This is a genomic window from Pseudocolwellia agarivorans (assembly GCF_002000085.1).
In the GTDB taxonomy this organism is placed as follows: domain Bacteria; phylum Pseudomonadota; class Gammaproteobacteria; order Enterobacterales; family Alteromonadaceae; genus Pseudocolwellia; species Pseudocolwellia agarivorans.
In genome coordinates this window covers 1-13,207 of record NZ_MUZU01000013.1, presented here as the reverse complement: position 1 = coordinate 13,207, position 13,207 = coordinate 1, and the positions used below count along the sequence as shown (strand labels likewise).

The 13,207-nt window shown below is 34.6% G+C and carries 14 protein-coding genes; 5 read left to right on the top strand and 9 right to left on the bottom strand.

Translation table 11 applies throughout. From position 1 onward, the window contains the following. Positions 1–43: 43 nt before the first annotated feature. From B0X80_RS16995 to B0X80_RS16975, 5 genes are all read right to left on the bottom strand, one after another. Entirely contained in the window at positions 44–337 is a 294-nt protein-coding gene (locus tag B0X80_RS16995) for a hypothetical protein (RefSeq protein ID WP_077342476.1), read from the bottom strand. 88 nt (positions 338–425) lie between these two features. Further along, positions 426–1,271 carry an NAD(P)H-binding protein gene (locus tag B0X80_RS16990; RefSeq protein WP_077342474.1) on the bottom strand — a complete coding sequence of 282 codons (846 nt, stop codon included), beginning with the start codon at positions 1,269–1,271 and terminating at the stop codon, positions 426–428. 57 nt (positions 1,272–1,328) lie between these two features. Next, positions 1,329–1,766 (bottom strand): D-aminoacyl-tRNA deacylase, encoded by a 438-nt coding sequence (gene dtd / locus B0X80_RS16985; RefSeq protein WP_077342472.1) that lies wholly within the window; start codon positions 1,764–1,766, stop codon positions 1,329–1,331. An 8-nt stretch (positions 1,767–1,774) separates the two neighbouring features. Beyond that, a complete protein-coding gene (pip, locus tag B0X80_RS16980) occupies positions 1,775–2,743 on the bottom strand; it encodes a prolyl aminopeptidase (RefSeq protein ID WP_077342470.1) in 969 nt (322 codons plus the stop codon). A gap of 13 nt (positions 2,744–2,756) precedes the next feature. Next, the gene (locus B0X80_RS16975) at positions 2,757–3,620 is read right to left on the bottom strand and encodes a virulence factor BrkB family protein (protein ID WP_077342468.1); all 864 of its coding nucleotides are present in this window, start codon (positions 3,618–3,620) and stop codon (positions 2,757–2,759) included. Positions 3,621–3,819: 199 nt separating this feature from the next. Here B0X80_RS16975 and B0X80_RS16970 point away from each other — a divergent pair, with 199 nt between their 5' ends. Next, on the top strand, positions 3,820–4,044 hold the full coding sequence (locus B0X80_RS16970; RefSeq protein ID WP_077342466.1) for a hypothetical protein: 225 nt from the start codon (positions 3,820–3,822) through the stop codon (positions 4,042–4,044). A 57-nt stretch (positions 4,045–4,101) separates the two neighbouring features. Here the strand turns inward: B0X80_RS16970 and B0X80_RS20475 are convergent, their stop codons facing one another. After that, complete coding sequence (locus B0X80_RS20475; protein ID WP_175623973.1) at positions 4,102–4,275, bottom strand: hypothetical protein; 174 nt, start codon at positions 4,273–4,275, stop codon at positions 4,102–4,104. Between the two features lie 361 nt (positions 4,276–4,636). Next, entirely contained in the window at positions 4,637–6,454 is a 1,818-nt protein-coding gene (typA, locus tag B0X80_RS16965; protein ID WP_077342464.1) for a translational GTPase TypA, read from the bottom strand. A gap of 330 nt (positions 6,455–6,784) precedes the next feature. Here typA and glnA point away from each other — a divergent pair, with 330 nt between their 5' ends. The 4 genes from glnA to glnG all read left to right on the top strand — a co-directional run bounded on the left by glnA (position 6,785) and on the right by glnG (position 11,405). Continuing rightward, positions 6,785–8,191 carry a glutamate--ammonia ligase gene (glnA, locus tag B0X80_RS16960; RefSeq protein WP_077342462.1) on the top strand — a complete coding sequence of 469 codons (1,407 nt, stop codon included), beginning with the start codon at positions 6,785–6,787 and terminating at the stop codon, positions 8,189–8,191. A gap of 156 nt (positions 8,192–8,347) precedes the next feature. Continuing rightward, positions 8,348–8,833 carry a DUF4124 domain-containing protein gene (locus B0X80_RS16955; RefSeq protein WP_245825484.1) on the top strand — a complete coding sequence of 162 codons (486 nt, stop codon included), beginning with the start codon at positions 8,348–8,350 and terminating at the stop codon, positions 8,831–8,833. 83 nt (positions 8,834–8,916) lie between these two features. After that, entirely contained in the window at positions 8,917–10,005 is a 1,089-nt protein-coding gene (glnL, locus tag B0X80_RS16950; RefSeq protein ID WP_077342460.1) for a nitrogen regulation protein NR(II), read from the top strand. Further along, entirely contained in the window at positions 10,002–11,405 is a 1,404-nt protein-coding gene (gene glnG / locus B0X80_RS16945; RefSeq protein ID WP_077342458.1) for a nitrogen regulation protein NR(I), read from the top strand. Before glnL ends, glnG begins: the two co-directional genes overlap by 4 nt. A gap of 12 nt (positions 11,406–11,417) precedes the next feature. On the opposite strand, the gene B0X80_RS16940 is transcribed toward glnG, so the two are convergent. Both B0X80_RS16940 and epmA read right to left on the bottom strand, forming a co-directional pair. After that, positions 11,418–11,798, bottom strand: a complete 381-nt coding sequence (locus B0X80_RS16940) for a MerC domain-containing protein (protein ID WP_077342456.1) — start codon at positions 11,796–11,798, stop codon at positions 11,418–11,420. A gap of 73 nt (positions 11,799–11,871) precedes the next feature. Beyond that, positions 11,872–12,849 (bottom strand): elongation factor P--(R)-beta-lysine ligase, encoded by a 978-nt coding sequence (gene epmA / locus B0X80_RS16935; protein ID WP_077342454.1) that lies wholly within the window; start codon positions 12,847–12,849, stop codon positions 11,872–11,874. Positions 12,850–13,207: the final 358 nt, after the last annotated feature.

Below are 13,207 nucleotides of genomic sequence, written 5' to 3'. Positions count from 1 at the left end.
TGTGCTATTTAAATGTTGTTTAGTATAACTTAAAGTTAACTCACTAAATCAATATAAAACCAATACCTAATATAAGTACTACCGACCATATTACCCATGTAAAATCGCTCACTTTAGTATTCGTTTTTCGATAACGATTCATACCCGCATTAAGCAGAATATAAAAACCAACACTGACAAAAATAATAATAAAATGAGTAACAATCGTTTTCATTTCTAGGTTTTTATCTACTAAAAAAACAGGTCCTTTGTTCGTTACAAAAAAAAGATCGAGCAAAGAAACGTGTGTTAATAGCACAACAAACAAATAAAACGTTTTGTTTTTAAACCATGTCATAAGTTATTTAAATACTGTAGGTTAATGGAAGATTCTTGAATTTATATTTCAGTTTTTACTGTAATAAAATTTTATCATAAATAATTCACTAATGACTTTCTAACCACATTAATAAATCATCATATTGAAAAGTGTAATTTAGCTTTTGCCTTATTTTACTCGAAATAATTTTTTTACTTAACTCATGTGAGTTATTTTTTTTTATCTCTAACTCTAAAAACTCAGGCTTAGGATAACCTATAGTTTGAGCCGCCTTTTCATAATAATCACGTTTATAAACATGTGTGTTACTTGAAGCATTATAAATATTAGTATGATGAGGTTGGGCAATTAACCCAAGCAATAAACCTACGGCATCTTTCTGGTGAATAAGATTAGTGGTTGCGTTAGGGTCTGATAATTTTCTACCACCTTTTAAAAATTTACCTGGATGCCTATCTGGACCGACTAAACCTGAAAATCTTAGAATAATGGTATCACCTTGAAACCCCAAAGCCTGTTGTTCAGCTTGATGGATAATCTCTGTTTTTTTTGTAGATAGATCTAACTTCGAATTTTCATCTACATTACCAGTTAAACCATTATAAATGGCGGTAGAACTAATCATGATAAGTTGTTGAACATTACCCGTTTGCGCAAGTTGGACAATATGTTTTATTTTATCGGGATAATCTGTTTTACCTTGGCGTATCATAGGAGGTATAGCAATAATCAAACAAGACTGTTGGAATAAAGATAACTTAAAATCATCTTCTGTTGGTTTAATATTAGATAAAGTAAAACATTCAACTTGGGCGCCCAACTCTGATAAAGCCGCTACCTTTTCTTTGTGCTGAGTAGAAACAATAACAGAATACTGCTGACTTACTAATTCACTTGTTAATGCTTTACCTAACCAACCACAACCAATAATACCTACACTATTTTTTGTCATTCATTGAACTCATTTTTTATAGAATGTTAATTCATCTCTACTCAGGTAATTAAATAGCTAGCAGGTTAATCTAAAAGTAACAGGGCCATCGTTTAATAAACTCACTTTCATATCAGCACCAAAAATACCTGTAGGTACTTTAAATCCTAAACGTCTTAAGTTTTCACAAAAGCTTTCATACAAGCCATTACTAATTTCAGCAGGCGCAGCATTAGTAAAGCTTGGTCTCATACCTCTTGTTGTATCAGCAGCTAAAGTGAACTGAGAAACAACAAGTATTTCACCTTCCGCTTGTTTCACGTTAAGGTTCATCTTACCTTGTTCATCTTCAAAAACACGATAACCAGCAACTCTTTCAGCTAGGCGTTTTGCTTTTGCCTCGCAGTCTGTTGGCTCAACCGCTACAAACACTAATAAACCTTTGCCTATTTCACCCGTAACTTTATTGTCTACGGTAACGCTGGCTTGCGACACTCTTTGTAATAATGCAATCATAAAACGTTTTACTTTGTTTTCTCATTTAAAAATTCAGCCATAGTATCTGTCGCTTTACAAAAAGCATCTATAGTTTGTCTTTCAAAACCACTATGACCAGCACAAGGCAGAATATGAAGATGTGCATTATCCCATTGTTCTGCAACTTTTTGAGCAATATATAATTGGCAAACCATATCATATCGGCCATGTATCAAAATTGCGGGAATTTCTTTAATTTTATCTAGGTTATCCAAAATAAAATTCTCAGGTATAAAAGCATTTTGAATAAAGTAATGACTTGATATTTTGGCCATACATAGAGCTTGATGAGCATCTTCAACCTGCAACATACCAATATGATGGTGCTCTAAGCTTGAAAGTCTTAACTCCCACAAATACCAATCTTTACTAGCTGAAATAGCTGCAATTTCATTTTCTGAATGAAGCTGTTTATGATAATAAGCAAGTGGATTACACTGTTCGTCTTCGGTTATATGCTCAATAAATTCATCGTAATACTCAGGAAAAAAACGTTGTGCACCTTCGGGTCTATACAACCAATCGTATTCAGCTTGCGTACCCAAAAATATACCTCTTAGTATAAAGCCTAATATTTTTCCAGGATGAGCAATACCGTAAATCATAGCGAGTGTGGTTCCCCAAGATCCTCCACTAATAAGCCATTTATCTATTTTTAAATATTCCCTTATTTTTTCAATATCATTAACCAAGGCTTGAGTATTATTATCATTAATACTTGGAGCTGGTTTAGATTGCCCACAACCTCTTTGATCAAACAAGATAATACGATAAAGATTCGGATCAAAATAACGTCGATGATTTTCACTCGTTCCACCACCTGGACCACCATGTAAATAAAGCACAGGTATACCATCAAGGTTACCAGACTGCTCTAGGTACAGTTGATGATCATCTCCTACATCGAACCATTCTTGTTTATAACTTGTTATTTTAGGGAAAAGCGTTCTAGACATAATTCACCTCACGTTATTTATGATTTTCTTCCGTTTGCTCATCACTAAAGTCTTGCAAAGACACTGTTAAAACAGCACCTACCAAGGTAACTAACCAAGAAAGATATACCCATAAAAATAAAATTGGGATAGTACCTAAAGCTCCGTAAATAGCTTGATATGAAGGTAGCTGTGTAACGTAAAATGCAAAACCTTTTTTAGCAAATTCAAATAAAATAGCAGCGGTTATAGCCCCAGAAAGAGCGTACTTAAAAACAACCGCTTTATTGGGAACAACCATATACAAAACTAAGAATCCGCCTGCTGAAGCCAGTAAAGGTAATAACCTTAAAAAGATATTAGCAACCCCGTATATATCATAATCACCTAAAGACACTAGCGAAGCAATGTACGAGGTAACTACAATGCTCCCCCCTGCGAGAATAGGTCCTAAAGTTAAAACCATCCAGTACATTGAGAAAGAAGTGACAATTCTTCTCGGTTTATTCACACTCCATATTTTATTAAAGGTTTTATCTATTGCAGAAATAAGGAGTAAAGCAAATAAGAAAAGAAAGGAGACAGCAATAGCCGACATTTTAGAAGCATTATCGACAAACCCAGTGAGATGATGTTGAACAACATCGCCAGATGTAGGAACGAAATTATTATAAATAACCCCTTCTACAACTTCCTTAATATCTGAAAATATAGGAAAGGCTGTCATAATAGATAACATAACCACCATAAGCGGTACTAACGACATTAAAGTAACATAAGACAAATAACCAGCAACAACGTGTATTTGTTCATATTTCACTCTTTTAAATAGGTAAATAGCGAATTTTGCGATTGTTTGCCAATGTGCGTAATTTCTTACTTTTTCGTAAAAATTCATATTTCCACAATTCGATTTTTAAAAAGTGCATCAATGATAGTATGATAGACTGATTCTTAGTAACACGAAACGAAATTATAACCAGCCTGTAAGTTTTAATGTGTGGCGAGCTGTAAATACAAAGAAAGATAAACGACTTTTCTGTATAAATAGTTATAATTTTAGTGAGTCAATATTATCAATTTAACGAGGTTTAATTATGTCAGATCAAGGTTCGGGCGGTAATGTTTTAGCTGCTATTTGTAATATATTCATCCCAGGGTTGGGGCAATTAGTACAAGGCAGAATATTAGCAGCCATCTTATTTTTTGTATTTACTACAGCGGCTTGGGCAACAACAATCATACTTATTGGCTGGATATTGGGACCTATTATGCATTTATGGGCAGTTATTGATGCGGCAAGATATAAATCTTCTGATTAGATGTTGTTTTAGTAAAAAAGAGGCTTAAATTTTCGTTTTAGAATCTTTAAGCCAATATTACCCCGCATGTTTTTGCGTATGAATAGGCGTCACATTATTTAGTACTTCTCTATCTTCATCAATATACGTTTGATATAACTTTGTTAACTCTTTTTGCTCTTTAATATTTGTTTTATTCGACACCATTTTTTCAAAAAGTAAATTCAATCTCGTCATTTCTAATTTTTTCATCTTATTAACTCCCACACTATTAAAGCTTATAAAAGTTAATAATAAGTGTAGTACCATTTATGGTTTCAGCCAGTATTAAAAATACCGTACAGAGCAGTAACTCCAACAGTTAATAGATGAATTAAATTAATCTATTTAAAGAAAAATATTATAAACATAGAGTTATAAATAAAAAATTATAAATATAATTAACCGTCTTACATTATTTTGAGAAATGTCTTACAAATTTGGTTGTGATCACTTACTCAAAAAAACATATCATTATTTTTCAACCTGTAGGGATGATGGAATGCCCTAATAAAAAGACAAAAAAAAGCCATCGCTTATAACGATGGCTTACGAAATAAATCTTTTTTACAAACTATTTAGCAGAGCGACCTTCACGTTTACGCTCATTCTCTTTCAAGAACTTCTTACGTATACGAATGCTATCAGGTGTTACTTCAACAAGTTCGTCATTATCAATAAACTCTAAAGCTTGCTCTAAAGACATGATAATTGGTGGTGTTAATGTTTGCGCTTCATCTGTACCTGAAGAACGAACGTTAGTTAATTGCTTACCTTTTAACGCATTAACTGTTAGGTCATTATCACGGCTATGAATACCAATGATTTGACCTTCATAAACATCAACACCATGACCGATAAATAAACGTCCGCGAGACTGCAAGTTAAATAATGCATTCGTTAATGCTTTACCAGTAGCGTTAGCGATAATTACACCGTTCAAACGCTGACCAATTTCGCCACCTTTATGAGGTCCATATTCTAGGAATGTATGGTAAATCAAACCAGAACCAGACGTTAATGTCATAAATTCTGTTTGGAAACCAATTAAACCACGACTTGGCATAATAAAGTCCATACGAATACGACCTTTACCATCTGGTGCCATATCTGTTAATTCTGCTTTACGAACACCCATCTTCTCCATGATAGGACCTTGATGCTGTTCTTCAACATCAATAGTTACTGATTCGTATGGTTCTTCTAATTTACCATCAACTTCACGGATAATTACTTCAGGACGTGAAACAGCTAATTCATAACCTTCACGACGCATGTTTTCAATTAATATGCCTAAATGAAGTTCACCACGGCCTGATACTTTAAATTTATCAGCATCATCTAATTGTTCAACACGTAAAGCAACGTTATGAATAAGTTCTTTATCTAAACGCTCTTTAATATTACGTGAAGTAACAAACTTACCTTCTTGACCACAGAATGGTGAAGTGTTTACTTGGAATGTCATGTTGATAGTAGGTTCATCAACAGATAACGGTGGTAATGCAACGACTTCATTTGGACAACAAATGGTGTCTGAAATTTTAAGTTCGCCTAAACCAGTAATCGCAATGATATCACCAGCATGAGCTATTTCACTTTCATGACGCTCTAAACCTAAGTAACCAAAAACTTTACCTACTTTGCCGTTATGTAATTTACCGTTAGCACCTTCAACAGTAACTTGTTGATTAGGCTTAACAGAACCACGAGTAATACGACCAACACCGATAACACCCAAATAAGAGCTGTAATCAAGTTGTGAGATTTGCATTTGGAATGCACCATCTGCATCAGCATTTGGAGCAGGTACTTCGTCAACAATTGTTTGGAATAAAGGAGTCATATCTTCGCCAACAACATCTTCTTCTAAAGAAGACCAACCGTTAATTGCTGAAGCATAAACAACTTTAAAATCTAATTGATCGTCAGTTGCACCTAGGTTATCAAATAAATCAAAAACTTGATCCATAACCCATTCAGGGCGAGCACCAGGCTTATCAATTTTGTTAATAACAACAATTGGTTTTAAACCTTGAGCAAACGCTTTTTTAGTTACAAAACGCGTTTGTGGCATTGGACCTTCTTGCGCGTCTACAATAAGAAGCACAGAATCAACCATTGACATAACACGTTCAACTTCACCGCCGAAATCAGCATGGCCAGGAGTATCAACGATATTTACTCGGTATTCTCCCCAGTTAATTGCTGTATTCTTCGCTAATATGGTGATACCGCGTTCTTTTTCGATATCGTTTGAGTCCATCGTACGTTCTTCTAGACCGCTTCTTGCGTCTAACGTACCTGATTGACTTAATAATTTATCGACTAGGGTAGTTTTACCATGGTCAACGTGGGCGATGATCGCAACATTACGTAATTTCTCTAACACAGGCTTCTTTGCTCAATAGGCTATAATTGGGCGCGAATTATACAGCAGAGAGGAACATAAATATAGTCGAATAACATGAAATATAATTTTCTATTTCTCGAATAAATAATCACATTATGCTAATGTTTATCCGTTCTCTTGAGTAGGCATAAGTTCATGCACCAAAAAAGAGCAACAACAACACCAAAATGGTGCGAAAATAAATTTTAGATACTCTCAAATCATTACATATCAAAGACTTAAATTTGGCATGATTTTAGCTACAGTTCTAAAAAATAAATATACTGTATTTATAATTTTCACAAAAACATATATCTCTGGAGACTATCAATGTCACAAGCAGTTTTAGATTTAATCAAAGAAAACGATGTTAAATTCGTTGATTTACGTTTTACCGATTCAAAAGGTAAAGAACAACATGTTTCTATCCCTCATCATCAAGTAGATGCTGACTTTTTTGAAGATGGAAAAATGTTCGATGGCTCATCTATCCAAGGCTGGAAAGGTATTAATGAATCAGACATGGTTATGATGCCTGACGCTGAATCAGCAGTTCTTGACCCATTTACAGAAACTCCAACATTAAACATCCGTTGTGACATCTTAGAACCAGCAACAATGCAAGGTTATAGCCGTGATCCTCGTTCAGTAGCACATCGCGCTGAAGAGTACATGCGCTCTACAGGTATTGCTGATACTGTTTTAATTGGTCCAGAACCTGAATTCTTCCTTTTTGACGATGTTCGTTTCAGTACAGATATGAGCGGTTCATTCTACAAAATAGATGATAAAGAAGCAGCATGGAACTCAGGTACTGAATATGAAGAAGGTAACATGGGACACCGTCCTGGTGTTAAAGGCGGTTACTTCCCAGTATCTCCAGTAGATTCATCACAAGATATTCGTTCAGCTATGTGTTTAGTTATGGAAGATATGGGCTTAGTTGTTGAAGCACATCACCATGAAGTAGCTACAGCTGGTCAAAACGAAATTGCTTGTCGTTTTAATACGTTAGTTAAAAAAGCTGATGAAGTACAAATTTACAAATATGTTGTTCATAACGTAGCTCACGCTTACGGTAAAACAGCTACATTTATGCCTAAGCCATTAGTAGGTGATAACGGTTCTGGTATGCATGTTCATCAATCTTTAGCTAAAGATGGTGTTAACTTATTCTCTGGTGATAAATACGGCGGATTATCTGAACTAGCTATCTACTACATTGGTGGTATTATCAAGCATGCTAAAGCACTTAATGCATTTACTAACCCTTCGACTAACTCGTACAAGCGTTTAGTTCCTCATTTTGAAGCACCAGTTATGCTTGCTTACTCTGCACGTAACCGTTCAGCTTCTATCCGTATTCCAATTGTACCTTCTCCAAAAGCGGTACGTATTGAAGCTCGCTTCCCAGATCCAGCAGCTAACCCTTACTTAGCATTTTCTGCTTTATTAATGGCTGGCCTTGACGGTATCAAAAACAAAATTCACCCTGGTGATGCTATGGATAAAGATCTATACGACCTACCAGCAGAAGAAGCAGCAGCAATTCCACAAGTTGCAACTTCTTTAGGTGATGCATTAGACGCTCTTGAAGCTGATAATGAATTCTTAACCGCTGGTGGCGTTATGGATATCGACATGATTAATGCTTACATCGGATTAAAACGTGAAGAAGTTTCTTTATTAAACATGACAACTCACCCAGTTGAGTTTGATATGTACTACAGTGTTTAATTAGTTTTTTAAACTAATTAATTAAAAAGCCCGCTTATGTGGGCTTTTTTTGTGGTAATAATCTGATATTTTGCTAGATTATGTAAGTATTTAGAAATTGGACGTCACTCATTGCATATTTTAAAAGTATTTGTTTTTTTCCTGTTAGTTTTATCATTGCTTACTCCCGTATACGCAACATCGGCAAAGGTATACGTTTGGCGAGATGAAACAGGTGTATTAGTATTTTCTGATAGCCCAAAACCTGGCGCTGAAGAAATAGAAATAAATACTGAGAATCAAAATATTTCACCTTCAATAAACACCTCAATTCTTGATATTAAACCTAAAAAACTTGACGATAAATTTGAAGTTGAGATTGTTAGACCGACAAGTAACTCAACGATCAGAGACAATACCGGCTCTGTGCATGTATCAGGAAGAATAAAACCCGTTTTTAAACAAGGACTCACCATACAGTTAATTATTGACGGTATGCCTTATAAAGCGCCTCAAACACACTCAATGTTTGCATTGCGAGATATTGAGCGTGGGGAACATCAAATAAAACTCAATCTTTTAAACGCAAAAGGCAAGATTATTGCATCATCTAAATCAGTTACCTTTTATATGCACCGCGCGTCAGCAATTAAAGCTAAATAAGCTCTTTATGAAGTGAAATTGCTTTAATACAGACAGACTGGCGATAGCAACGCACCATTAAAGTGCATTCAGAGTTGGTTTAAATGTTAAGTAATCTTTTTAAAATACAGCAAAATAAAAAAAACTTTCAGCAAGTGTTACCTACCCATATGGTTACAGCTGTAATGCTCCTTGATGAACATCTCGTAATTCAATATTTAAATCCTGCTGCAGAAGCTATTTTGGTAAAAAGCCTCAATACCTTATATAACCAATCAATAGAAGATGTATTTAGAAGTACTTCTATAAAAAAAGAACGTTTTATTCAGCTATTATCATCAGGTCAAGAATTTAATGATTGTGATGTTACACTTGAATTTATAGATCATTCACAAATAACCATAGAATTAACAGCTTCATCAATCGAGTTCAATAACAACCCTCATATATTATTAGAATTTAAGCAAATTGATCAGCAAAAACAAATCAGTGCTGAAGCATTTCAACAACAGCAGTGGGAGTCAGCGAGAGATCTTATCCGTGGTCTTGCACATGAAATTAAAAATCCTCTTGGAGGTTTAAGAGGGGCCGCTCAACTACTTGATAATGATTTAAGTGGTGAACAACAAGAATATACTGCGATGATTATCGAACAGGCAGATAGGCTAACCAATTTAGTCGATAGGCTCCTAGGACCAAACCAATTACCCAAAATTACCAAACAAAATATTCATGTTGTTTTAGAAAAAGTTAATCAACTTGTTAACTTTAATAATCCTAAGGGGATCAAAGTCTACAGAGACTACGATCCGTCAATACCTGATATTGAATTTGATGAAGATAAAATACAACAAGCTATTCTTAATATTGTTAATAATGCGATACAGGCCATAGAAGGCAACAACACTATTTTACTTAAAACGAGGGTGGCTAGTAATCAAATTATTAATGGTAAACGCATAAAGCTAGGCGTCCAAATAAGTATTATAGATGATGGTCCAGGCATACCAGACAATATACAAGATACTCTTTTTTATCCTATGGTATCAGGTAGAAATGATGGTACTGGCCTTGGATTATCTATATGCCAAACTCTTATTCATCAACACCAAGGTAAATTACTTTGTACTAGCCAACCTGGCAAAACTGAATTTACTATTTTACTACCCATTCACGGAGAAAACGAACAATGAACACTGAACAAATTTGGATTGTAGATGATGATAGTTCAATACGGTGGGTATTAGAAAAGGCCTTTAATAAAGCAAATTTATCAGCTGCTTCTTTTGATAATGCAAAAGACTTACTAACTGCACTCGACCATTCACAACCTGAAATTATCATCTCTGATATTAAAATGCCAGGTATTAACGGTATGGAACTATTAAGCCAAATAAATGCTGATCATCCTAATATCCCTGTGATAATAATGACAGCACATTCTGATTTAGATAGTGCCGTTAATGCTTACCAAGGTGGAGCATTTGAGTACCTTCCTAAACCCTTTGATATTGATGAAGCTATTTCATTAAGTAAGCGAGCATTAACCCACGCTCGAGAACAAAATGCCAAAAACAACCCAAAAGATTCTTCTGTTTTATCAGTAGGAATCATTGGCGAAGCACCTTCAATGCAAGAAGTATTTAGAGCTATTGGCCGATTATCCCGCTCAAGTATTAGTGTACTTATTAATGGGGAGTCAGGAACAGGTAAAGAGCTAGTAGCACATGCTTTACATACACATAGCCCTAGATCAAAAGGCCCCTTTATACCCCTTAACATGGCCGCAATACCAAAAGATTTAATTGAGTCAGAATTATTCGGACACGAAAAAGGCGCTTTCACTGGTGCTAACTCCATTAGACAAGGACGGTTTGAGCAAGCTCATAATGGCACACTATTCTTGGATGAAATTGGCGATATGCCACTAGATATTCAAACTCGTTTATTAAGAGTATTAGCGGATGGTCAGTTTTATCGCGTAGGTGGTCATTCCCCTATACAGGTAGATGTAAGAATTATTGCAGCAACTCATCAAAATTTAGAAGACCAAGTCGCCAAAAATGAATTTCGTGAAGATTTATTTCACAGATTGAATGTCATCAGAATACACCTCCCAAGTTTAAGAGAAAGAAAAGAAGACATTGCACAGCTTGCTTCTCATTTTTTACAGCAAGCAGCAAACGAATTAAGTGTAGATCCAAAATCCTTACATAAGGATGCAGAGCTATTTCTTAAACGTTGTGATTGGCCGGGTAATGTTAGGCAATTAGAGAACTTATGCCGATTTTTAACCGTAATGGCAAGTGGTCAAGAAATACTAGTTGAAGACTTACCTGATGAGTTAAGCCATAAAAAGGACGCTTCAAATACCGTTTCTTCTAGCTGGCAACATGCATTTAGTTTATGGATAGATGAACAATTGAAAGAAGGTAATGCTAATATTTTAGATACAGCATTACCTGAGTTTGAAAAAATAGCACTTGAACGTGCGCTTCAATTTACTCAAGGACATAAACAAGAAGCATCAAAAAAATTAGGTTGGGGACGAAATACATTAACGAGAAAACTAAAAGATTTAGATCTTAATTAATATTATTTTTATCTAAGAATGACATTCCTCATCAGCGCATTGTTTACAGCTATTACATAATTTAAGGTTAATAACATGCGCTGCAACAATCAAAGAAGCCCCTAATATAATAAAGTAAGGCTGTAATTCTTCAGAAAAGTCATGTTTTATCCAATAAATCGCTACGCCTAGAAACAATAAATAAAAAGGATAAAGACGCTTATGATACTTCTTAAAGCCTGAAAATAAGGCAAATGAGCCGAGAATAGCAGTCATAATTAAAAAAATATGTTCCCATGTATGATCAGCTAAAAAGCTTAAACCTAGCAAGGGCAAAGCAGGCAGTAATACCGGGAGTAAAATGCAATGCAATGCACATAAACTTGTAGCAGTTATACCTATTCGATCTAACATTTTTTAATCACCCAATCAAAATATCATTAACAATGAGATAATATCACAATTGAGATGTTATAACATTACCTAATTACGCTCTATTGATACTAAAAGTAATAACTTCATCTATTGATGTTTTATTTAAAGCCAACATCAACAATCGATCTACGCCTAAAGCAACACCTGAACAGTTTGGTAAACCAGATCTTAAAGCTTCAATAAAATTACAATCGATCGTTTTTTCCTGCATTCCCTGCTGATTCCTATAAATATTATCTTTATTAAACCTATTTAACTGTTCAACAGGATCGGTAAGCTCAGTAAAACCATTAACTAACTCTAATCCCTTAAAGTAACATTCAAAACGTTCTGCAACTCTTTCATCAACTTTATTTTTACGCGCTAAAGAAGCTTGCGATATTGGGAAGTTATAAATAAAAATAGGTTCATTGTGACCTATTAGAGGCTCAATCAGTTCAGACATAATAAACTGTAATAAAACATCACAGCTTTTTTCATTAAACAGCCATTCACTCATTTTCCCTTCATCATAAATAAGTTGTTTTAGCTCTGTACAATTAGTATTTAATGGATCTAAACCAACCTTATCGATGAATATATCTTGATAAGTTACTATTATTGGCTCATTACAAAACAAAATTTCTTTTAACAGAGATGCTACCTCATTCATCAAATCCTCTTGCTCAAAGCCTAAGCGATACCATTCAAGCATAGTAAACTCAGGGTTATGATGACGGCCTTTACACTCATGTCTAAACGCTTTAGAAATCTGATATATAGACTGATAACCTGATGCTAACAATCTTTTCATACAGTACTCTGGAGAAGTTTGTAAATATAAGCTATCGGAATTATTCAAATCACTATGAGAAAAAAAATCAAATTTTGTTTGAAAAGCTTCCAAGTGTATATCAGTAACTGTAGATCGACCTAACACAGGCGTCTCAACTTCTATAACATCAAGTTCACTAAAAAATAAGCGAATTTTATTTAAAATTAGAGCTTTCTTTTTAGCATCTTCCCAGCTTAATGTTGCTTGCCAGTTCATACGTTTTCTCTTTAATAATTTAATAGCCTTCGATCTCAATGAGATTATAACGCCTATTGAAGTATTAATAAGGTTAGATTATCTAAATAATTATTTTCATCAGTTATTATGTAATACCAAACGCAATGTTAGCCAACTTGATCTGTTTAACATTCACATTAAAAGAAACAATAAAATAATAGAATTCAGAACAAAGCGTCTTAAAAGCTACGGTTTATATCTGATTCAACTTAGTTATACTTTCCCTTCACCCACAAAAAAAGGCTATCCGTTAGGATAGCCTTTTCTTTGAATGAGAAGCCTAGCAATGTCCTACTCTCACATGGGAACTCCCACACTACCATCGGCGCTACTGCGT

Excerpts from the sequence above, each read along its gene's own strand:
- B0X80_RS16995 (WP_077342476.1), bottom strand. The coding sequence starts at position 337 with ATGACATGGTTTAAAAACAAAACGTTTTATTTGTTTGTTGTGCTATTA.
- B0X80_RS16990 (WP_077342474.1), bottom strand. The coding sequence starts at position 1,271 with ATGACAAAAAATAGTGTAGGTATTATTGGTTGTGGTTGGTTAGGTAAA.
- dtd (WP_077342472.1), bottom strand. The coding sequence starts at position 1,766 with ATGATTGCATTATTACAAAGAGTGTCGCAAGCCAGCGTTACCGTAGAC.
- pip (WP_077342470.1), bottom strand. The coding sequence starts at position 2,743 with ATGTCTAGAACGCTTTTCCCTAAAATAACAAGTTATAAACAAGAATGG.
- B0X80_RS16975 (WP_077342468.1), bottom strand. The coding sequence starts at position 3,620 with ATGAATTTTTACGAAAAAGTAAGAAATTACGCACATTGGCAAACAATC.
- B0X80_RS16970 (WP_077342466.1), top strand. The coding sequence starts at position 3,820 with ATGTCAGATCAAGGTTCGGGCGGTAATGTTTTAGCTGCTATTTGTAAT.
- B0X80_RS20475 (WP_175623973.1), bottom strand. The coding sequence starts at position 4,275 with ATGAAAAAATTAGAAATGACGAGATTGAATTTACTTTTTGAAAAAATG.
- glnA (WP_077342462.1), top strand. The coding sequence starts at position 6,785 with ATGTCACAAGCAGTTTTAGATTTAATCAAAGAAAACGATGTTAAATTC.
- glnL (WP_077342460.1), top strand. The coding sequence starts at position 8,917 with ATGTTAAGTAATCTTTTTAAAATACAGCAAAATAAAAAAAACTTTCAG.
- glnG (WP_077342458.1), top strand. The coding sequence starts at position 10,002 with ATGAACACTGAACAAATTTGGATTGTAGATGATGATAGTTCAATACGG.
- B0X80_RS16940 (WP_077342456.1), bottom strand. The coding sequence starts at position 11,798 with ATGTTAGATCGAATAGGTATAACTGCTACAAGTTTATGTGCATTGCAT.
- epmA (WP_077342454.1), bottom strand. The coding sequence starts at position 12,849 with ATGAACTGGCAAGCAACATTAAGCTGGGAAGATGCTAAAAAGAAAGCT.